This window comes from Marinobacterium sedimentorum, assembly GCF_024267675.1.
In the GTDB taxonomy this organism is placed as follows: Bacteria; Pseudomonadota; Gammaproteobacteria; order Pseudomonadales; family Balneatricaceae; genus Marinobacterium_A; species Marinobacterium_A sedimentorum.
Window position 1 is genome coordinate 50,740 of sequence record NZ_JALDYX010000014.1, and the last position, 21,745, is coordinate 72,484.

The following is a 21,745-nucleotide window of genomic DNA, read 5'->3' on the forward strand; positions in this document are numbered from 1 at the left end:
GTCCGACAATACAGCCGCAGCGCTGTACTTTAAGCCCATATCCAGCCACCTATCTGGCGCCGCACAAGGGCTGTAACCCGGGCGACAGAGCGCCCAGTGGCGGCAAATGCCACCTTTCCTGCCCCCGCAGTTGCTGCCATGCAGCTAAGCTTCAGATGCTAGCCGAAGGCTCGTCGCTATTTTCTGACTCTTGAGTCAGTTTTTGTTGACTTCAAAGTCAGCTTTAATCTAAAGTCAGTCCATAGGCTAATAATTAAACACACAGCAGGAGGTTTTCCTTGATCAGGTTCTTACTCAACCAGGAACTGCGGACAGAGAACGATCTCGACCCAAACGTCACGGTTCTCAATTATCTGCGGGAAAATCTCGGCAAGACCGGCACCAAGGAAGGCTGCGCTTCGGGTGACTGCGGCGCCTGCACCGTCGTCGTCGGCGAGCTGGTGAACGACCGCATCCGCTACCGCACCCTCAATTCCTGCCTGACCTTTGTTGCCGCGCTCGATGGCAAGCAGCTGATTACCGTCGAAGGTCTCAAGCACCAGGGCCAGATGCACAGCGTGCAGCAGGCCATGGTTGACTGCCACGGATCGCAGTGCGGCTTCTGCACCCCGGGCTTTGTCATGTCGCTGTTTGCGCTGCAAAAAAACAGCCCGCAGGCCGACAAGAGCGCCGCCGAAGAAGCCCTGGCCGGCAATCTCTGTCGTTGCACCGGCTACCGCCCGATTCTGGAAGCCGCCGCCAGCAGCTGTACCGCCGCCCCTCAGGATCAGTTTGATCAGCTGCACGAGCAGACCCTGACCCGGCTGCGCGCCATTCAGCCAGACACCACCAGCACGCTGAACAGTGCCGGCAGGCAGAGCTTTGCGCCGCTGACCGTGGCGGATCTTGCCCAGCTGTACCAGAACAACCCCGAGGCCCGTCTGCTGGCTGGCGGCACCGACCTGGCACTGGAAGTGACCCAGATGCATCGCAGCCTGCCGGTCATGATCTATGTCGGCAATGTGGCGGAACTGAAACAGGTCGAGACGTTTGATGATCGCATCGAGATCGGTGCCGCTGTGCCGCTGACCGACTGCTATGACGCTCTGACTCGCGAATATCCGGATTTCGGTGCCATGCTGCATCGCTTCGCATCACTGCAAATCCGCAACCAGGGTACCCTTGGCGGGAATATCGGTAATGCCTCACCGATCGGCGATTCGCCACCCGCCCTTCTTACACTAGACGCGCAGATCGTACTGCGTCAGGGCAGCAGCACCCGCACCATCGCGCTGGCCGACTACTTCGTGGACTACCGCGTCACCGTGCGCCAGGAAGCGGAATTCATCGAGAAAATCATTGTGCCGCGGGCACAGGGCCGCGACAGCTTCCGTGTCTACAAGATATCCAAGCGCCTGGATGACGATATCTCCGCCGTGTGCGGCGCCTTTGACCTGCGCATAAAGGACGGTCAGATCAGCGACGCCCGCATCGCCTTCGGCGGCATGGCCGCCATTCCAAAACGCGCCAGCCGCTGCGAACAGGCGCTGATCGGCAAGCCCTGGAATCAGGCCACCATCGAAGCGGCCGTCAAGGCCCTGGGGGAAGACTTCACTCCGCTCAGCGATTTTCGCGCCAGCAAGGAATACCGCGTGCTTACGGCCGCCAACCTGCTGCGCAAATACTTCCTGGAACTCAGTACACCGGAACTGGCTACACGGGTAACCGATTATGTCTAACCACAACAAGATCAGCAGAACCCAGGACGAAATGATGGCGCTGGTGCGCCAGGACCTGCAAACCGGCGTCGGCCGCAAGATTCCCCATGAAAGCGCGGCCAAGCACGTCAGCGGCGAAGCGGTCTATATTGATGACCGACTGGAGTTCCCCAACCAGCTGCACATCTATGCCCGTCTCAGTGACCGGCCCCATGCGCGCATCCTCAGCATCAATACCAGCCCCTGCTACCAGATGCCGGGCGTGCGCATCGCCATCACCAGCAAGGATGTACCGGGCCAGCTCGACATCGGCGCCGTGGCACCGGGCGATCCGCTGCTGGCCGATGGCAAGGTGGAATATGTCGGCCAGCCGGTGATCGCCGTTGCCGCCGACAGCCTGGAGAATGCCCGTCGCGCCGCCATGGCTGCAATCATCGAATATGAAGACCTCGAAGCCGTGCTGAACGTGGAAGAGGCACTGAAGAAGAAACACTTCGTGCTCGACAGCCATCAGCACAAGCGTGGCGACTCCGCCCGCGCCCTGGCCGCAGCTCCCCATCGTCTGCAGGGCAAGCTGCATATCGGCGGTCAGGAGCATTTCTACCTCGAAACCCAGATCTCGTCCGTCATTCCCACCGAAGACGACGGCATGATCGTCTACACCTCCAGCCAGAATCCCACCGAGGTGCAGAAACTGGTGGCCGAGGTACTGGACGTACCCATGCACAAGATCGTCATCGACATGCGCCGCATGGGCGGTGGCTTTGGCGGCAAGGAAACCCAGGCAGCAGGCCCGGCCTGCCTCTGCGCCGTGATCGCACGCCTCACCGGCCAGCCGACCAAGATGCGTCTGCCCCGGGTCGACGACATGCTGATGACCGGCAAGCGTCACCCCTTCTACGCCGAGTACGATGTCGGTTATGACGACAACGGCCGGCTGCACGGCATCGACCTGGTGCTGGCGGGTAACTGCGGCTATTCGCCGGACCTGTCGGGCTCTATCGTCGACCGCGCCATGTTCCACTCGGACAACGCCTATTACCTGGGCGATGCCACCGTGACCGGCCACCGCTGCAAGACCAACACCGCCTCCAATACCGCCTATCGCGGCTTTGGCGGCCCCCAGGGCATGGTCGCCATTGAGTACATCATGGACGACATCGCCCGCACCCTGGGCAAGGACCCGCTGGAGGTACGCAAGCACAACTACTACGGCAAGACCGAGCGCAATGTGACGCACTACTACCAGACCGTCGAAGACAACATGCTCGACGAGATGACCGCGGAGCTTGAAGCCAGCAGCGAATACCAGCAGCGTCGTGAAGCCATTACCGCCTTCAACGCCAGCAGCAAGATCCTGAAAAAGGGCATCGCCCTGACGCCGGTGAAGTTTGGCATTTCCTTTACCGCCACCTTCCTCAATCAGGCCGGCGCCCTCGTGCATGTCTATACCGATGGCAGCATCCACCTCAACCACGGCGGCACCGAGATGGGCCAGGGCCTGAACACCAAGGTCGCCCAGATCGTGGCCGAGGAATTCCAGGTTGAAGTCGATCGCATCCAGATCACCGCGACCAACACCGACAAGGTGCCCAACACCTCGCCGACGGCGGCCTCCAGCGGCACCGATCTCAACGGCAAGGCGGCACAGAACGCGGCCCGCACCATTCGTGGCCGGCTGGTAAGCTTCGCCGCCGCGCACTTCAAGGTGTCCGAGGAAGATATCGAGTTTCGCAACAGCCATGTGCGCATCCGCGACAAGGCGATGCCGTTCGACGAGCTTATTCAGCTGGCCTATTTCAACCAGATTTCGCTCTCCAGCACCGGCTTTTACCGTACGCCCAAGATCTACTACGACCGCGATCAGGCCCGCGGCCGCCCCTTCTACTATTACGCCTATGGCGCGGCCTGCTCCGAAGTGCTGCTCGATACCCTCACCGGCGAGTACCGCATGTTGCGCACCGATATCCTGCATGACGTGGGCGCCTCGCTGAACCCGGCCATCGACATCGGTCAGGTTGAAGGCGGCTTCATCCAGGGCATGGGCTGGCTCACCATGGAAGAACTCAACTGGAACGCCCAGGGCAAGCTCACCACCAACAGCCCAGCGAGTTACAAGATCCCGGCGGTGGCCGATATGCCGCTTGATCTGCGCGTGCGCCTGGTCGAAAACCGCAAGAACCCCGAAGACACGGTGTTCCACTCCAAGGCCGTGGGCGAGCCGCCGTTCATGCTCGGCATCTCGGTATGGTGTGCGCTCAAGGATGCCATCGCCAGCGTGGCCGACTATCGTGTCAGCCCCCAGGTCGATGCACCGGCCACCCCCGAGCGCGTGCTCTGGGGCGTCGAACAGATGAAAGCGGCCATGGCGCAGGCGCCGGTGGCGGAAAACATTTGACCGGTCGGCGGCGGCACCTGCCGCTGCCCGCCCCTCGCTCTGAAAGAGGACAGACTATGAACCGGGTTGACTGGATCAGCGCACTGAACAAGCTGCGGGACAGAGGCGAGTCCTGCGTGCTGGTTACCATACTGGACGAGCGCGGCTCCACGCCGCGCAATAACGGCACCAAGATGGTGGTCACGGCACAGAAAAGCTACGAGACCATCGGTGGCGGTCACCTGGAACACAAGGCCATGCAGATCGCCCGCCAGATGCTGCTCGACGGTGATACCGAAGTACGGCTGGAGAAATTTTCCCTGGGCGCCAGCCTCGGCCAGTGCTGCGGCGGCGCCACCTCGTTGCTGTTCGAACCGGTGCTGCAGTCCGGCGTCCAGATCGCCCTCTTCGGTGCCGGCCATGTCGCCCGGGCGCTGGTAACCCTGCTGGCCACGCTGCCCTGCCGGGTACGCTGGATCGATTCCAGGGACAACGAATTCCCGGCGCAGATGCCACACAACGTCGAGAAGGTGGTCAGCGAGTTTCCCACCGACGAGGTGGACGACCTGCCCGCCCACAGCTACTGCATCGTGCTGACGCACAACCACCAGCTGGACCTGGAACTGAGCGAGCGCATCCTCAAGCGCGGTGACTTCGACTATTTCGGTCTGATCGGCTCGCGCACCAAGCGCAAGCGCTTCGAGCACCGGCTGCGTGCCAAGGGCATGGACGACGCCCTGCTGGCCCGCATGATCTGCCCCATGGGCACCCCCGAGGTCAAGGGCAAGCTGCCGGCCGAGATCGCCATCGCCATCGCCGGCGAAGTGATTGCGCACTACAACGCCGACTTCGGAGCCCAGAAAAAACGCCCCGGCGAGACACAGGCCCTGAGCATCTGCAGGCCCGCCTGAGCCGCCATGTCAAAGACCCATATTCAGCTTCAAGAGTGACCTGAACCCATGACTTCTGCACGCAAGGCTTACCGCGCATCCATCCTCCACAGCATCGGCGATCCGGCCGAGGTGGGTATAGAGGCGTCCTATGAATACTTTGACGACGGCCTGCTGATCGTCAGCGATGGCCGCATAGAAGCCCTGGGCGAGGCCGAATCCCTGCTGGCCGAACTGCCGGCGGGCACCGAGGTTACCGAGTATGCCAACGGCCTGCTGATGCCGGGCTTTATCGACACCCATATTCACTACCCGCAAACCGGCATGATTGCCTCCTACGGCGAACAGCTGCTGGACTGGCTCAACAACTACACCTTCCCGGCCGAGCGCGAGTTTGAAAACCCCGAACATGCCGCCGAGGTCGCCGAGATCTTTATTCGCGAGCTGCTGCGCAACGGCACCACCAGTGCCCTGGTATTCGGCACCGTACACAAGGCCTCGGTCGATGCCCTCTTCAGTGCCGCCGAAAAACGCAATCTGCGCATGATTGGCGGCAAGGTGCTGATGGATCGCAACGCCCCGGATTACCTGACCGATACCGCCGAATCCGGCTACCAGGACAGCCGCGAGCTGATCGAACGCTGGCACGGCAAGGGCCGGCTGCACTATGCCGTGACCCCCCGCTTTGCACCCACCTGTTCCGATGAACAACTGGCCAGCGCCGGGCAGCTGCTGCGCGAATATGAAGGCCTGTACATGCACACCCACCTGTCGGAAAACCGCGACGAGGTGGAATGGGTCAAGGCCCTGTTCCCGCAGTGCAGCAGCTACCTGGATGTCTACGACCACTTCAATCTGCTGAGCGAGCGCTCCGTCTTTGCCCACGGCATTCATCTGTGCGACGACGAATGCCAGCGCCTGGCAAAGACCGGCTCCGCCATCGCCTTCTGCCCCACCTCGAACCTGTTTCTGGGCAGCGGCCTGTTCAACCTGCCGAAGATGGAGCAGCACGGCGTCAACGTCGGCCTTGGCACCGATGTCGGCGCCGGCACCAGCTTCTCGATCCTGCAAACGCTGAACGAGGCCTACAAGGTCATGCAGCTGCAGGGCGCCAAGCTGAGCCCGTTCAAATCGCTTTACCTGGCGACACTCGGCGGTGCCCGCGCCCTGCGCCTGGATGACCGCATCGGCAGCTTTGCGCCGGGCAACGAAGCCGACTTCGTGCTGCTCGACTACCACTGCACACCGCTGATGCAGTACCGCATGCAGCAGGCCCGCACGCTGGACGAACGGCTGTTCGTACTCATGACCCTGGGTGACGACCGTGCCGTGCGTGCGACCTTCGCCGCTGGCCAGTGCGTGCACCAGCGTGACTGATCTCAAGCCCTGAAGGCGCCGATATGATGATGACACTCACACAAAAAAGCCCCCTGCCTTGCGGCGAGGGGGCTCTGGACAGCAGCCTGGCGGCGGCCTTATTTGGCGCCCTTGCTGCGATCCCTGATCAGGTGCGAGAACACCGCATGCAGATCACCGGAGGCGCCGTCATCCTGCAGGTTCAGCTTGTGATCAATGTGATCAAGGTGGTGCATCATCAGCTCAACCGCGCGGGTCTTGTCGCGCTGCTCAATGGCCTTGATCAGCTGATTGTGCTCGTCGTAGGAGCAGTGCGAACGATTGCCGGTTTCGTAACGGGCAATGATCAGGGACGTCTGGGAAACCAGGCTGCGCTGGAAGTTCAGCAAAGGCGCATTGTTGGCCATCAGCGCCAGCTGCAGGTGGAACTCGCCCGACAGCCGGATACCGGAACCACGGTCACCCTTGTCGAAACAGGCCTGCTCTTCCTTTACCAGCCGCTTCATGTTGGCGATCTGCTCGCCGGTGGCGTGCTCTACCGCAAGCTCGGTAATGGCGCGCTCAACGATGCGCCGGGCAAAGGAGATCTGCCGCGCCTCTTCCAGACTGGGTTCGGCCACCACAGCACCGCGGTTCGGCCGCAGCAGTACCACTTGCTCGTGGGCCAGGCGCGACAAGGCGCGACGAATAATGGTGCGGCTGACACCAAAGATTTCGCCCAGGGCTTCTTCACTCAGTTTGGTGCCCGGCGCCAGGCGCTGCTCCAGGATGGCATCAAAGATATGCGCATAGACCACGTCATCCTGGGTACCGCTACGCACCTCGCGCGGATTACCGCTCTGGCCGATAATCTGCTGCAATCGATCGTTCATAAGTCTGACCACGTTCTGCTGTCAGGCACCGCGCAACAACCCTACAGAGTGGAGGCATGGCTGCGAAGTACACAAAGAAATTGTTTAAGTGCCGTGAATAGTACACAGGAAGCCAACAATTGTACACGCGGAATGGGAACAATGAAGCAACCAAAATCTCGAATCAGCCACCTTTGCAGCCACAGCTCAGAGCGCAGTGAGAAATTATCTTCCGCCGGGCGTCTGCAATTATGGAAAGCGCCAACGCGAGATAATGCGCCAGATAGAACCCATTTTTACGTTTTCAAAACTTCATTATGGAAATTATCTACCGATCGGAGAGCACACTAACTATTGATATTTTTGTATACAATCATAGAATGCACCAGTCTGCAGCGTCAGTCTGGTATTGCAACGCAGGGATAGCCAATCCACTACAACGGTGAGCACGGCCTAGCAGCCTGTCGGGTTTGACTGATCGTAACGAGGGAAAGGCCTGTTTGAGGCAGTTTTTGGGCTCTTTTGAGGCGAATAGTGGTTCTATTTAACAAAAAAGAGTACATAAAATGACCAAATTAGACTTTTCCGCAGTAGATCAATGTCAAGTTCGGCAGGCTGCCAAAGCCGACCGCTCTCAATACCAATAAAGAAATGAGGAGCACGCGTCGTGGCGAGCATTCAACAAGAACAAGATGCCGCTCATTCCATGAATGAGCCACAGACCGGCGGACTGCTTGATCGCTTTTTCAAGCTGAGCGCGCACAAAACCAACGTCCGCACCGAACTGATCGCAGGCATGACAACCTTTGTCACCATGGCCTACATCATTTTTGTTAACCCCAATATCATGGCCGATGCCGGCATCGACCATGGCGCCGCCTTCGTGGCCACCTGCATAGGCGCAGCCCTGGCCTGCTTTCTCATGGGGCTCTATGCCAACTGGCCGGTCGGGCTGGCACCTGGCATGGGCCTGAACGCCTTCTTTACCTACACGGTAGTCGGTGACATGGGCTACAACTGGGAAATCGCCCTCGGAGCCGTATTCCTCTCGGGGGTGCTGTTCGTCATCCTCAGCTTCTGGCACATTCGCGAGTGGCTGCTCAACAGCATCCCCAGCAGCCTGCGTTTTGCCATGGGAGCGGGCGTGGGACTCTTCCTGGGTATTATCGGCCTGAAAACCGCCGGTATCGTCGTCGACAGCCCGGCCACCCTGATCACCATGGGTTCCTTTACCGAACCTTCAGTGCTGCTAGCCGCACTTTGCTTTCTGATGATCGCCGTGCTGTCGCACCGCCGCGTGTTCGGCGCCGTGCTGATCAGCATCCTGACCGTGACCCTGATCGGCTGGGGCCTCGGCCTGGTGGAATACCACGGCATTGTATCGATGCCGCCGAGCCTGGCCCCCACCTTCCTGGCCATGGATATTGTTGGCGCCTTTGACGTCGCCATGATCAGCGTGATTCTGGCCTTCCTGTTCGTCAACATGTTCGACACCGCCGGCACCCTGATGGCCGTGGCGCACCGCGCCAACCTGATCCGTGAAGATGGCTATATCGAGAACATGAGCAAGGCGCTCAAGGCCGACAGCAGCTCCAGCGTCATTGGCTCCCTGGTGGGCTGCCCGCCGGTCACCAGCTATGTTGAAAGCGCCTCCGGTATCGCCGCTGGCGGGCGCACGGGCCTCACCGCCGTTACCGTAGGCGTGCTCTTTGCCGCCGCGGTTTTCCTGGCGCCCCTGGCCGGCATGATTCCGGCCTACGCCACCGCCGGCGCGCTTATCTACGTTGCCATGCTGATGATGGGCGGCCTGAGCCAGATCGAATGGGAAGACCAGACCGACATGATCCCGGCCATAGTGACCGTGGTGATGATGCCGCTGACCTTCTCCATCGCCAACGGTATAGCGCTGGGCTTTGTGACCTACACCGTCATGAAGGTATGTACCGGGCAGCAGAGCAAGATATCCGCCGCGATGTACGTGCTCTGCGCCATTTTCGTCGCCAAGTTCATATTCCTGTAATGGCGAATCGAGCAGCCTGCCGGACTTGACACTGATCTACTGCGGAATAGCCGAATTTGATTATTTTATGTACTCTTTCTTGTTAAATAGAACCACTATTCGCCTCTAAAGAGCTCAAAAACTAACTCAAATCGGTCTTTCCCTCGCTACGATCGGCCAAGCCCGACAGGCTGCCAGGAGCCTGACTCGTCCGGTCACGCCGGCGGCATCGGACAGAGACTCCCCACCCCGGCCAGAGGCTGCAACCGTGCAGCATAGGCCACACACCCGCAGCGGCTTCACGGCCGCTGCGGGTCTTTTTGCTTGAGGAGCAACATATGCTGCTGGAAACCTGGCTACTCTATACCGCCGCGATCTTTGTGGTGATTCTGATTCCCGGCCCGCTGTCGTTGCTGATGGTCAGCAACAGCCTGAACTACGGCATTATGCGTACCACACCCGCCTTTCTCGGCGGTGTCAGCGCCTCGGTGCTGCTGCTGACCGCCTCTGCCCTGGGTCTGGGCGCGCTGCTGATGGCTTCGGAACAACTGTTCAGCACCCTGAAGATCCTCGGCGCCCTCTATCTGTTCTATCTGGCGTGGCGCAGCTGGCGTGAAGCCAGCCACCTGAATGCCTGCGCACTGGCCGACAAGCAGCGCATCCCGGGCTTCAAGGCCATGTTCTGGCAGGCTTTTGGCCTGGGCGCCAGCAACCCCAAGGACATCCTGTTCTTCGCCGCCTTTCTGCCGCAGTTCATTAGCGCCGACAGCCCCCTGCTATCCCAGCTGCTGATCATGATCATCACCTGGGCCTGTGCCGACCTGATCTGCAAGCTGGGTTACGGCCTCTGCGCCCGCGGCGCGGCCCGCTTCATGACGACCGCATCAAGCCGCGCCTGGTTCAGCCGCTTCACCGCCGGCATCTTCGCCAGCGCCGGTACCGCGGCCCTGCTGAGCCGATAATTCGCCCGCGGAGCGGGCTCCCACGAACCTGTCTACCCTCGTAGGAGCTCGCTCTGCGAGCGAATGACATCGTGCATGACTGCCATGGAGGGCGGAAAAATCGCTATTGCAGGAGCAAATAAAGATGAAGTACGTCCCTGTACAAGCCCTGCTCTTGCGCATGACCGCCAAGGATGGCGGAAATGGCGCTTTTGCAGGAGCAAAAAGCGGCCCATGCGCCCGCAGGATAAGTACGTCCCTGTACAAAAACCCGCAGGGCTTGTCGGCCTCTGCGGGTTTTTTATGACGTCGATTAAGAACCTGTGGCGGATCAGCTGCCGCGGTAGGTCGAATAGCTGTACGGCGAAATCAGCAGCGGCACATGGTAGTGATCGTCTTCGGCCGAGATGCCAAAGCGCAGCACAACCTGATCGAGAAACGCAGGCTCGGGCAGCTCCACACCCAGAGCGCGATAGTAGTCGCCAGCGTGGAACAGCAGCTCGTACACACCGGCAACAAAGGCATCGCCTTCCAGTACCGGGCTATCGCAGCGCCCGTCGTCGTTGGTCACCGTGGTCAGAACCAGCTCGCGCTCCTGCCCTGCGATACGGTAAAGCTCAATGCGGATCTCATTGCCCGGACGGCCGTGTGCGGCATCCAGTACATGCGTGGTCAAATATCCCATCGGTTCAAGAGGCCTCCTGCATCTGCGCCCGGCGTACCGGTGCCATGCCATTGTGCCCCACCTCCTCTTAGCTCAAGTCTGCTGACATTACACCCGTATCGCGGCTATGGGCGACCAGGGCAGTTTCAGAAATAATATACACAGTTTTAATTTTTTTTGTACACAAAACTGGCAACAACTTGATATCCCATAACTCAGCCAGCCCAGCGGCGCCACCAGCCGAGACACTACGGCCAAGGAAGCACACAGATACAGCGCCCTGTTTGTCTGGCAATCGATCTTTTATCACACAAACAAATGGCAAATTTATTTACAATGACTTATATTTTTTGTATACAATAAAACACATCAAGGCTTCTGCGAGAATCGCACGAAGTCGAACCTGACAATCTGCACTGGAATATAGAGAAGGAGTCGCCCTGTGAGCAATGATTACCCACGCGACCTGATTGGCTACGGCGCCAATCCCCCGCACCCCCGCTGGCCGGGCGACGCGCGTATCGCAATCTCTTTCGTCCTCAACTATGAAGAGGGCGGCGAACGCTGCATCCTGCACGGAGACAAGGAATCCGAAGCCTTCCTGTCGGAAATGGTGTCAGCGCAGCCGCTCCAGGGCGAACGCAACATGAGCATGGAGTCGCTGTACGAGTACGGCAGCCGCGTGGGTGTCTGGCGTCTGCTGCGCCTGTTCAAGAAACACGATATACCCCTGACCATCTTTGCCGTCGCCATGGCCGCCGAGCGCCACCCGGAAGTCATTCAGGCCATGCACGCCGCCGGCCACGAGATATGCAGCCACGGCTACCGCTGGATCGACTATCAATACATGGATGAGTCGCAAGAGCGCGATCACATGCAGCGCGCCATCGACATCCTGACCAAGATCACCGGCGAACGCCCACTGGGCTGGTACACCGGCCGCACTGGACCGAACACCCGCAACCTGGTGATGCAGGAAGGCGGCTTCCTCTACGATTCAGACACCTATGACGACGACCTGCCGTACTGGACCGACAATAACGGCAAGGGCCACCTGGTTATCCCCTACACTCTGGATACCAATGACATGCGTTTCACCCAGGTACAGGGTTTCAACTGTGGCGAACAGTTCTACCAGTACCTGAAGGACGCCTTCGACGTACTGTACGAGGAAGGGGCCGAAGCGCCGAAGATGCTGTCCATCGGCATGCACTGCCGCCTGCTCGGCCGCCCTGCTCGCATGGCCGCGCTAGAGAAGTTCATCAAGTATGCCAGCAGCCACAACAAGGTCTGGTTCAGCCGCCGCGTCGATATCGCGCGTCACTGGCATGAAACCCACCCGTACAAGGCAGGGGAGTCCAAATGAGCCCGTTCAAGACCTGCACCCCCAGCAGCCTGAGTCGCGCAGCCTTCATCCAGCTACTGGGTGATATCTATGAGCACTCCGCCTGGGTTGCTGAACAGGCCTTCGATCAGGCCCAGGCCGAGAACCGGGCCACTGAGCTCGACAGCGTCGAGTCGCTGCACGCGCTGATGGCCGCGCAGCTTATGCAGGCCTCACACGAGGCGCAGCTGGCGCTGATCAATGCTCACCCGGATCTCGCCGGCAAGGCCGCCGTGCGCGGCGAACTCACCGCCGCCTCGACCTCGGAGCAGGCCGGCGCCGGCATCAGCGAGTGCAACGCCGAAGAGTTTGCCCGCTTCACCGAACTCAACGCGGCCTACAAGGACAAATTCAGATTCCCGTTTATCATGGCGGTTAAAGGCAGCAATCGGCACCAGATACTGGCGGCGTTCGAAGAGCGCATCCATAACAGCCCCGAACAGGAGTTCGCGCGCGCACTGGCCGAAATCAACAATATTGCGCTGTTCCGGCTGCAGACTCTTTAAAGCGTCTGACCCGCGACAGGCAACGACCCAATGGACAGAGGCATTATGAGCACACAGAATTTCGACAAGTACATCAACCTGGCTGACGCGCGTCTGGGTACCAAGGCCATCTCCGTAACCGACGACTGGTTTGCCGACGTTAACCGCCTGTTCCAGCCGGATGCTGCGGTATGGAAAGAAGGCGTGTTCGATGACAACGGCAAATGGATGGATGGCTGGGAATCCCGCCGCAAGCGCTTCGAAGGTTACGATTCAGCCGTCATCCGCCTTGGCGTGCCCGGCACCATCAAGGGTTTCGATATCGACACCAGCTACTTTACCGGCAACTTCCCGCCGTCTGCCTCCATCGACGCCTGCTTCTGCGCCGAAGGCGAACCCAATGAAGACAGCCGCTGGGAAGAGATCCTTACGTCGGTCGAGCTGCAGGGCAACAGCCATCACCTGCACGCCATCCAGGATGACCGCGCCTGGACCCACCTGCGCCTTAACATCTACCCCGATGGCGGCGTGGCCCGTCTGCGCGTGTACGGTGTACCCTACCGCGACTGGAGTGCACAGAGCAGCAACGAGCAGATCGATCTGGCTGCCGCGCTGAACGGCGGCCGCGCCCTGGCCTGCAGCGACGAGCACTTCGGTCGCATGAGCAACATCCTTAACCCGGGCCGCGGCATCAACATGGGTGACGGCTGGGAAACCGCCCGTCGCCGCACACCGGGCAATGACTGGGTTATCGTCGCCCTGGGCCACCCGGGTGAAATCGAGCAGATCCTGGTCGATACTCTGCACTTCAAGGGTAACTACCCGGACAGCTGCTCTATTCAGGCGGCCTATGTTGAAGGCGGCACCGACTCCCAGATCGAGGCGCGCAGCCTGTACTGGCGTGAACTGCTGCCCTCCCAGAAACTGGAAATGCATCAGGAACACAGCTTCGCAGCACAGATCAAGGATCTTGGCCCGGTTACGCATGTGCGCCTGAACATCTTCCCCGATGGTGGTGTGAGCCGGCTGCGCCTGCTCGGCCGCATTGCCAAGAAAGCCTGAGGCCAACCGCCATGCTGAGGTTAAAGATTGAAGCGCTGACCCCGGAGGCCTTTGCCCCCTTCGGGGATCTGATCGCCAGCGAGGGTCATGACTTTTTCATGATCAACAATGGCTCCACGCGCCGCTACCACCGTCTGGCCGAGGTGGAAACCGGCCCTGAAGGCACACCGATCATCAGCATATTCCGGGCCCAGACGCTCCCCATGCCCCTGCGGGTGCGCATGATGGAACGTCACCCGCTGGGCAGCCAGGCCTTTATTCCAATGCGTGGCAACCCCTTCCTGATTCTGGTGGCGCCGCCGGGGGATGATCTGACATCATCCCAGCTGCGTGCCTTTTACAGCGACGGCTCCCAGGGCGTGAACTATCGACCTGGCGTCTGGCACCACCCGATTCTGGCACTGACCGATCAGGACGAGTTTCTGGTGGTCGACCGCGCCGGGCCCGGCAACAACTGTGACGAATTTTTCTTTGCCGACAGCGAAGAAATAATGCTCGACCCAGAGCACTGAAATCAAGGGCACTAAAAGCCCACCTATAAACGACAACTAGCAGCAATTTGGAGCCGGGAAGCAGTCGCCTCAGAGCGTACTGAGCATATACCCAGGTTCAGTCACTGGCCCCCCGGGGCCGGTGCATCTGAGGAGCGAATTATGGATCCGCATATTACTGAATGGCTCAACCTGACCACCCGCTGGGTACACATGATCGTAGGCATTGCCTGGATCGGAGCGTCTTTCTACTTCGTCTGGCTGGAAAACCACCTCGACCGCAGCAACCCCCGTGAAGGCCTGTCCGGTGATCTCTGGGCCATCCACGGTGGCGGCATCTACCACCTTGAAAAGTACAAGCTTGCGCCGCCGAAAATGCCGGAAGAACTGCACTGGTTCAAGTGGGAAGCCTACGCCACCTGGCTCAGCGGCATGGCACTGCTGACCATCGTGTTCTATTTGAATGCCGACCTCTATCTGGTTGCGCCGGGCTCAGACATGAACCCGACCAGCGCCATTGCCATAGGCGTGGGTGCACTGATTGCGGGCTGGTTTATCTATGATTTCCTGTGCGACTCGGCCCTTGGCAAGCAGCCTGCTCTGCTCGGCGCCCTGCTGTTCGTGCTGCTGATCGGTGCCGCCTGGGGCCTGAGCCAGGTATTCAGCGGTCGCGGTGCATTTATCCACGTCGGCGCCATTATCGGCACCATGATGGTGGGTAACGTATTTCGCGTCATCATGCCGGGGCAACGAGCTCTGGTGGGCGCCATCGAAGCCAATCGTGAACCCGACCCGACACTGCCGGCCAAGGCTCTGCTGCGCTCGCGTCACAACAACTACCTGACGCTGCCGGTGCTGTTCATCATGATCAGCAACCACTTCCCGAGCACCTATGGCAGCGCATCCAACTGGATGATTCTGGCCGCTCTGGCGGTACTGAGCGTACTGGTTCGCCATTACTTCAACACCCGTCACGAAAGCCAGAAACTGGCCTGGACCCTGCCGGCCGCTGCGCTGGGCATGGTTGCTCTGGCCTTTGTCACCAGGCCGGATACAGCGCCGACCACCGTGGAAACCGCAGGCAGCACCCAGCCAGCCGCCGTTCAGGGCGTGGAGTTCGACGCCGTTTACAATGTAATTCAGCAACGCTGCACCAGCTGCCATTCCGCCACCCCCTCCAGCCCTGCCTTCAGCACCGCACCCGCGGGCGTCATCATGGATGAACCCAGCCAGATCAAGCAGCTGGCCTCGCGTATCCATGCCCAGGCGGTTGCCAGCAACATAATGCCGCTGGGCAATATCACCAACATGACTCAGGACGAGCGCAACCTGCTCGGCAACTGGATTGCCGCAGGCGCGCCCACCGAGTAATACCCCCGAATTCCTGCAATTCGCTGCAGCCGCCCTGACGCTCGTCAGGGCGGCTTTTTCCGTTTTTCCGCCCTAAAAACAGCCCAGATCCATCGCAAAACAGAAAACGCACTCGGATTTGTATTCATTTATATACAGGAATGCATACTTTATTCTGCCCCGACTACCAGCAAAAAATCTCTCGCCGGCGTACTGGGCAGTGACCTTGCCAGCTCCGCCTGTGCCCAAATGCTCTGTAGCGGCTGCAGCCTCGGCTACCTCAATGGCCCTGACCAAGAAGGGGCGCCCCCCATCTTAGAGCAGGCCAGTGGACACAGCTGGGGCTATACCTTTTATTGATTGACCGCCTGATGCCGGACGAGCGCGCCGGCACTTTCTATGGCAACGTCCCGCCCCGCCTGAGCCTGTCGTCACTCGCAGTGCCGACCTGAGCAGGCCCCGCACTGCTGTCGGGCACCGGGGAAATGGACGATGGCGTCGATAACCAGCGCCATGGCGCTGGCTTCGCGCTGAATCTAACGGGTTTTCACTCTTTCAAGCTGAACCTGTACAGGGCCAGCAACGCCCCGTGGGACGACGAGCAGCTCAAATGGAACTCAGGCACGCAGCGGGGATTCCAGTCACCGCTGTACGCTGGACTGGAGTATTCCCACTGGAACAACAAGTTTGGCATTCAGGGGCCTGACGAGCGCAAAGCCTCCCTGCTGCTAAAATGCCATTTCTGATTGAGTATTCCTCGTCACCGCCGGCGCCCCAGCGCCCGGCGGTGACGAGGAGAATCTGCAACCACAGACGGGTCGAGCAGCCGCACAGCCTGATCAGGCCGCCAAGCAAGATTGTGTACATTATTCAGAATTATTATAGACATTATTTTTGACATCCCCTATATTGGTCACTACCTGACCAACTAGTCAGCATTGTCAAAACCCGTTATCCCGCGACGGTTCCAGCCCTCGCCACAACCAGCTCTTCATAACAATAACTAGGGTAGGCACTTACCATGACAGCAAAAAATCCAGGGGCACAGGCAAGTCCCAAAACCAATCACGATCTGATCTATCAGCTTGAGGATACACCGGCCTTCGGCCCGGCATTCTTTGCAGCGCTGCAGCACGTTCTGGCCAGCTTTATCGGCATCATCACCCCGACCCTGATCGTCGGCGGCGTGCTGGGGCTGGGCAGCGAAGTACCCTACCTGGTCAGTATGGCGCTGGTCGTCTCCGGCGTCGGTACCTTTATACAGGCGCGCCGAATTGGGCCTATCGGTTCCGGCCTGCTCTGCGTACAGGGCACCAGCTTCGCCTTCCTCAGCACCATCCTCAGCGTGGGTTTCATCGTCAAAAACGCAGGCGGAGGCCCCGATGAAATCCTGGCCACCATCTTTGGCGTCTGCTTTCTGGCCGCCTTTGTGGAAGTCTTCCTGAGTCGCTTTATTCATCGTCTGGGGCGGGTTATCACCCCCGTGGTCACCGGTACCGTGATCACCATTATCGGCCTGTCGCTGATCAAGGTGGGCATGACCGACCTGGCCGGCGGCTTTGGCGCCAAGGACTTTGGCTCGCTTGAGAACCTCGGCCTCGGCGGCCTGGTGCTCGCGACTATTATCATCATGAACCGCTTCAAGAACCCGATGATTCGCCTCAGTGCCGTGATTGTCGGTCTGCTGGTCGGATTCTGTGTTGCCTGGACGCTGGGTCGCGTCGATTTCAGTGGTCTGTCGGATCTGCCGCTGCTGACCATACCGCAACCGTTCAAGTACGGTTTCTCGTTTGATATCGCCGCCTTTGTGTCCCTGGCGGTCATCTATGTAGTCACCGCGATTGAAACCACCGGCGACCTGACCGCCAACTCCATCGTATCGAGCCAGCCGGTCAAGGGCCCCATCTACCTGAACCGCATCAAGTCCGGCGTCCTGGCCGATGGCTTCAACTCCGCCATGGCCGCGTCCCTGAACAGCCTGCCGATGACCACCTTCAGCCAGAACAACGGTGTCATTCAGCTCACCGGTGTCGCCAGCCGCCGCGTGGCCTACTACATCGCGGGCATACTGGCGCTACTCGGCCTGTTCCCTTACATCGGCGGCATTCTGCAGCAGATGCCCAAGCCAGTGCTAGGCGGCGCCACCCTGATCATGTTCGGTACCGTCGCCACGGCGGGCGTGAAAATCCTCGCCCAGTGCGACCTGAATCGCCGCAACATGCTGATTGTCGCCGTTTCCATCGGCCTTGGCCTGGGTGTCGCTGCCGTACCTGAAGTACTCCAGGCGCTACCCAAGACGTTGCAGAACATCATCGGTTCGCCGGTCAGCATTGGTGCCTTCAGCGCCATCATTCTGAGCCTGTTCCTGCCGGATGAGTCTGCCCAGCACGCCGATGAGGACCTCCCGGAGGAGCAGCCTGCGACAGATGTCAGCCTGTCCAGAACAACAGACACCCAGCAGGCCACCCGTGCGGATACGCTGGGCAACAGCACCAGCGCCAAGCCGTTGGGCGGCATAGCCTCCTGACCTGACAACTGACCTATAGCAAGCAACCGGAAGCGCTGCAGCCTGCAGCGCTTCCGGCCTTTTGCGTTATGGCGCCCATGCAGTTTCGGCCCTGCTGTTGCCACAGCGCCGCGCCTTGAGCCGCCTGAGTACGGGATGGTAAGATTCAGCTCCTGCTGCAGCGATTGCGACTCAGTCCTGCCCAGGAAGCGGCTCACCACGAGCCCGCATCACAGCAAGGAACAGGCTTCAATGGCCAGCATTCGCGAACGCAATAAACGCCTGATCATCAAGACCGCTTGCCAGGTGTTCGCCGACACGGGCTTTGCCGCCACCAAGACCAGCGATATCGCCGACAAGGCCGGCCTGCCCAAGGCCAACATCTATTACTATTTCAAATCCAAGGAAGCCCTGTACCGCGCCGTGCTCGAAAGCATTATCGAGCCTTTGCTGCAGGCCTACGCGCCCTTTCACCGCGAGGAAGAACCGGAGCTGGCGCTGCGGGCCTATATCAAGGCCAAGGTGCGCATATCACGGGAACACGCCGATGCGTCCAAGGTCTTTGCCAGCGAGATCATGCACGGCGCACCGCACCTGTCTGCCGACAGTCTGGAGCAGCTGAAAACCGAAGCCGAGCGCAGCATCGAACGGCTGCGTCAGTGGATCGCCGACGGGCGTATGGCAGCGGTGGACCCGCAGCACCTGATGTTCACCATCTGGGCCTCGACCCAGACCTACGCCGACTTCGACTGGCAAATTCTGGAAGTGACCGGCCGCAAGAAATTGCAGGCCAGGGACTACGATACCGCCGCTGAGCTGATCACCCGGCTGGTGCTCAAGGGCTGCGAGGTGCAGCCAGCCCAGCACGCCTGAGCCGCGTGCCCCAGAACGCAAACAGGCCCGCTGCGAGGGGCAGCGGGCCTGTTAGAAGCTCACAGACTGTCGATCAGACGCCGTTGTCACCCCGCAAGCCGCTCACCGCCACGCCGGCCATGGCGCACAGCTCATCCACATCCGAGGTATCGCCACTGATACCCACAGCCCCCACAATAACGCCTGCGTCATCACGCACCAGCACACCACCCGCCACCGGCATTATGTTGCCCTGAGCCAGGGTATTCACCGCGCCTATAAACGCCGGGCGATTTTCCGCATCCGCCGCGATCAGGCGCGAAGGCTTGCCCAGCGCCAGGGCTCCCCAGGCCTTGGCTGTGGCGATCTCGGGCCGCAACAGGCTGGAGCCGTCTTCGCGCTGCAGCGAGACCACACGCCCGGCCTGATCAAGCACCGCAACGGTCAGAGGCGCTGCTCCAAGTTCCCGCCCCTTGCTCAGGGCGGCCGCGCTAATCGTCAGTGCCGTTGCCAGATTAACTGTCGACATTTTACATCTCCTCAAGGTTTTACAAGGTTAAACAAGATCGGTTGGCGCGGCAGGACAGACCCCTGCCTGGGGTTCCTGGTCCTGCCCGCCTGAAATCGGGCTGGCCGGTATTTGGGGCGCACCGCCATCGGCTAGCTGTACTGAAAACATGCCAGGTTGTATTCACTGGCGTCGCACAGGCTGGTTACACAAAAATCGATCGAACAATAGAAATCGGCCTGAGACAGGCTCCATCTATAGCCCAACAAAACAATCAATCCAATACATTTGTTATATTTTTTTGTATACAAAACATATCAAACTAAAGTATTAGATCGCAACCTTATGTTTTAAAAGAACTTTAAAGACAGGCATGAAATTTACCTTCAGTTTGAGGGGGCTTGACCTTAAGCAGGACTAATGCATAGAATCAGCCATATATATTTTGTACACAATTAATAACCAATAAAGGGCACAATGTAATGGCAAAGATGAGAGCTATTGAAGCCGCCATTGAAGTACTCAAGCGCGAAGGTATCGACACCGCCTTCGGTCTGCCGGGCGCCGCCATCAACCCGATGTACGCCGCCATGAAAAAACTCGGCGGCATTGATCATGTGCTGGCGCGCCATGTTGAAGGCGCCTCCCACATGGCCGAGGGCTACACCCGTACCAATCCCGGCAATATCGGCCTCTGTATCGGCACCTCGGGCCCCGCTGGCACCGACATGATCACCGGACTCTATTCCGCCTCTGCCGACTCCATTCCCATTCTGTGCATCACCGGCCAGGCACCCCGTGCACGCATGCACAAGGAAGACTTCCAGGCGGTGGATATCAGCAGCATCGCCGCGCCTGTCACCAAGTGGGCCACCACCGTACTGGAGCCGGCCCAGGTACCCTGGGTGTTCCAGAAGGCTTTTCACATCATGCGCTCCGGTCGGCCGGGTCCCGTGCTGATCGACCTGCCGTTCGACGTGCAGATGGCCGAGATCGAATTTGATATCGACACCTACGAGCCCCTGCCCCAGGCCCGGCCCGCCGCAACCCGCAAGCAGGTCGAGAAAGCGCTGACCATGCTCAGCGCCGCCGAGCGCCCGCTGCTGGTGGCCGGTGGCGGCATCATCAATGCCGACGCCTGCGAGAAGTTTGTCGAATTCGCCGAACTGACCGGCATTCCGGTCATCCCGACGCTGATGGGCTGGGGCATCATCCCGGATGATCACCCGCAGATGGTCGGCATGGTAGGACTGCAGACATCCCACCGTTACGGCAATGCCACCATGCTGGCATCGGATCTGGTCCTGGGTATCGGCAACCGCTGGGCCAACCGTCACACCGGTTCCGTTGAGGTTTACACCGAGAACCGCACTTTTATCCACGTCGATATAGAACCGACGCAGATAGGCCGTGTCTTCATGCCGGATCTGGGCATCGTGTCCGACGCCGGCAAAGCCCTGGACCGCTTCCTGGAAGTCGCCCGCGAATGGAAGGCCGCCGGCAAGCTGCCGGATCGCAGCGCCTGGCTGGCCCAATGCCAGGAGCGCAAGCGTACCCTGCAGCGCAAGACCCACTTCGCCAACGTGCCGGTCAAGCCGCAGCGCGTATACGAGGAAATGAACAAGGCCTTTGGGAGAGACACCTGTTATGTCAGCACCATCGGATTATCACAAATCGCCGCGGCGCAGTTCCTGCACGTGTACAAGCCACGCCACTGGATCAACTGCGGCCAGGCCGGCCCGCTCGGCTGGACCATTCCGGCCGCGCTGGGCGTCGTCAAAGCCGATCCCGCCCGTCAGGTGGTGGCGCTGTCGGGTGACTACGACTTCCAGTTCATGATCGAGGAGCTGGCAGTAGGAGCGCAGTTCAACCTGCCCTATATCCACGTGCTGGTGAACAACTCCTACCTGGGACTTATTCGCCAGGCCCAGCGCGGCTTTGACATGGACTACTGCGTACAGCTGGCGTTCGAGAACCAGAACGCACCGGAACTCGAAGGCTACGGTGTTGACCACGTTGCCGTCGTCGAAGGGCTGGGATGCAAGGCGATTCGCGTACGCGAGCCGGAACAGATTCAGGCCGCCCTGCAGCAGGCCAAGGAACTGATGCACAAGCACCGTGTACCTGTGGTGGTTGAGGTCATGCTGGAGCGTGTCACCAACATCGCCATGGGCACCGAAATCAATGCCATCAACGAGTTCGAAGACCTGGCCGAGCGCGGCATAGACGCGCCCACCGCCATCTCCATGCTGGATTGAGGGTATCGATTATGTGGGAGCCCACTCGGTGGGCGAATTGCCACCCTCTGGCGCCATTCGCCCGGAGACCGGGC

18 protein-coding genes are annotated in these 21,745 nt (G+C 59.9%); 15 read left to right on the top strand and 3 right to left on the bottom strand.

From position 1 onward, the window contains the following. The first annotated feature begins 278 nt into the window (after positions 1-278). Genes xdhA through guaD form a run of 4 tightly spaced genes read left to right on the top strand, consistent with a single transcriptional unit; the run spans position 279 to position 6,341 of the window. The gene (gene xdhA / locus MRS74_RS13150) at positions 279-1,718 is read left to right on the top strand and encodes a xanthine dehydrogenase small subunit (RefSeq protein WP_254580751.1); all 1,440 of its coding nucleotides are present in this window, start codon (positions 279-281) and stop codon (positions 1,716-1,718) included. After that, positions 1,711-4,095 (top strand): xanthine dehydrogenase molybdopterin binding subunit, encoded by a 2,385-nt coding sequence (gene xdhB, locus MRS74_RS13155; protein WP_254580752.1) that lies wholly within the window; start codon positions 1,711-1,713, stop codon positions 4,093-4,095. The genes xdhA and xdhB overlap by 8 nt, the downstream gene beginning before the upstream one ends. Before the next feature lie 56 nt (positions 4,096-4,151). Then, positions 4,152-4,985 carry a xanthine dehydrogenase accessory protein XdhC gene (xdhC, locus tag MRS74_RS13160; RefSeq protein ID WP_254580753.1) on the top strand — a complete coding sequence of 278 codons (834 nt, stop codon included), beginning with the start codon at positions 4,152-4,154 and terminating at the stop codon, positions 4,983-4,985. A gap of 48 nt (positions 4,986-5,033) precedes the next feature. Further along, complete coding sequence (gene guaD, locus MRS74_RS13165; RefSeq protein WP_254580754.1) at positions 5,034-6,341, top strand: guanine deaminase; 1,308 nt, start codon at positions 5,034-5,036, stop codon at positions 6,339-6,341. A gap of 98 nt (positions 6,342-6,439) precedes the next feature. Here the strand turns inward: guaD and MRS74_RS13170 are convergent, their stop codons facing one another. Further along, positions 6,440-7,192 (bottom strand): GntR family transcriptional regulator, encoded by a 753-nt coding sequence (locus MRS74_RS13170; RefSeq protein WP_254580755.1) that lies wholly within the window; start codon positions 7,190-7,192, stop codon positions 6,440-6,442. Positions 7,193-7,877: 685 nt separating this feature from the next. Between MRS74_RS13170 and MRS74_RS13175 the strand changes: the two genes are divergently transcribed. After that, entirely contained in the window at positions 7,878-9,191 is a 1,314-nt protein-coding gene (locus MRS74_RS13175; RefSeq protein WP_254580756.1) for an NCS2 family permease, read from the top strand. Between the two features lie 317 nt (positions 9,192-9,508). Continuing rightward, positions 9,509-10,132 (top strand): LysE family translocator, encoded by a 624-nt coding sequence (locus MRS74_RS13180; protein WP_254580757.1) that lies wholly within the window; start codon positions 9,509-9,511, stop codon positions 10,130-10,132. Between the two features lie 310 nt (positions 10,133-10,442). Here the strand turns inward: MRS74_RS13180 and uraH are convergent, their stop codons facing one another. Further along, positions 10,443-10,796 carry a hydroxyisourate hydrolase gene (gene uraH, locus MRS74_RS13185; protein WP_254580758.1) on the bottom strand — a complete coding sequence of 118 codons (354 nt, stop codon included), beginning with the start codon at positions 10,794-10,796 and terminating at the stop codon, positions 10,443-10,445. Positions 10,797-11,217: 421 nt separating this feature from the next. On the opposite strand from uraH, the gene puuE reads away from it, so the two are divergent. From puuE to MRS74_RS13225, 8 genes are all read left to right on the top strand, one after another. Continuing rightward, positions 11,218-12,141 (top strand): allantoinase PuuE, encoded by a 924-nt coding sequence (gene puuE / locus MRS74_RS13190; RefSeq protein WP_254580759.1) that lies wholly within the window; start codon positions 11,218-11,220, stop codon positions 12,139-12,141. Continuing rightward, on the top strand, positions 12,138-12,665 hold the full coding sequence (gene uraD, locus MRS74_RS13195; RefSeq protein ID WP_254580760.1) for a 2-oxo-4-hydroxy-4-carboxy-5-ureidoimidazoline decarboxylase: 528 nt from the start codon (positions 12,138-12,140) through the stop codon (positions 12,663-12,665). The genes puuE and uraD overlap by 4 nt, the downstream gene beginning before the upstream one ends. A 45-nt stretch (positions 12,666-12,710) precedes the next feature. After that, complete coding sequence (gene alc, locus MRS74_RS13200; protein WP_254580761.1) at positions 12,711-13,706, top strand: allantoicase; 996 nt, start codon at positions 12,711-12,713, stop codon at positions 13,704-13,706. An 11-nt stretch (positions 13,707-13,717) separates the two neighbouring features. Beyond that, a complete protein-coding gene (locus tag MRS74_RS13205; RefSeq protein ID WP_254580762.1) occupies positions 13,718-14,218 on the top strand; it encodes an ureidoglycolate lyase in 501 nt (166 codons plus the stop codon). A gap of 141 nt (positions 14,219-14,359) precedes the next feature. Further along, positions 14,360-15,568 (top strand): urate hydroxylase PuuD, encoded by a 1,209-nt coding sequence (locus MRS74_RS13210; protein ID WP_254580763.1) that lies wholly within the window; start codon positions 14,360-14,362, stop codon positions 15,566-15,568. A 464-nt stretch (positions 15,569-16,032) separates the two neighbouring features. Next, positions 16,033-16,293, top strand: a complete 261-nt coding sequence (locus MRS74_RS13215) for a hypothetical protein (RefSeq protein ID WP_254580764.1) — start codon at positions 16,033-16,035, stop codon at positions 16,291-16,293. Positions 16,294-16,568: 275 nt separating this feature from the next. After that, complete coding sequence (locus MRS74_RS13220; protein WP_254580765.1) at positions 16,569-18,074, top strand: nucleobase:cation symporter-2 family protein; 1,506 nt, start codon at positions 16,569-16,571, stop codon at positions 18,072-18,074. Positions 18,075-18,305: 231 nt separating this feature from the next. Continuing rightward, complete coding sequence (locus MRS74_RS13225) at positions 18,306-18,926, top strand: TetR/AcrR family transcriptional regulator (RefSeq protein ID WP_254580766.1); 621 nt, start codon at positions 18,306-18,308, stop codon at positions 18,924-18,926. A 73-nt stretch (positions 18,927-18,999) separates the two neighbouring features. On the opposite strand, the gene MRS74_RS13230 is transcribed toward MRS74_RS13225, so the two are convergent. Beyond that, on the bottom strand, positions 19,000-19,434 hold the full coding sequence (locus MRS74_RS13230) for a GlcG/HbpS family heme-binding protein (protein ID WP_254580767.1): 435 nt from the start codon (positions 19,432-19,434) through the stop codon (positions 19,000-19,002). 461 nt (positions 19,435-19,895) lie between these two features. Here MRS74_RS13230 and gcl point away from each other — a divergent pair, with 461 nt between their 5' ends. Next, positions 19,896-21,671, top strand: a complete 1,776-nt coding sequence (gene gcl, locus MRS74_RS13235; protein WP_254580768.1) for a glyoxylate carboligase — start codon at positions 19,896-19,898, stop codon at positions 21,669-21,671. Positions 21,672-21,745 lie beyond the last annotated feature (74 nt).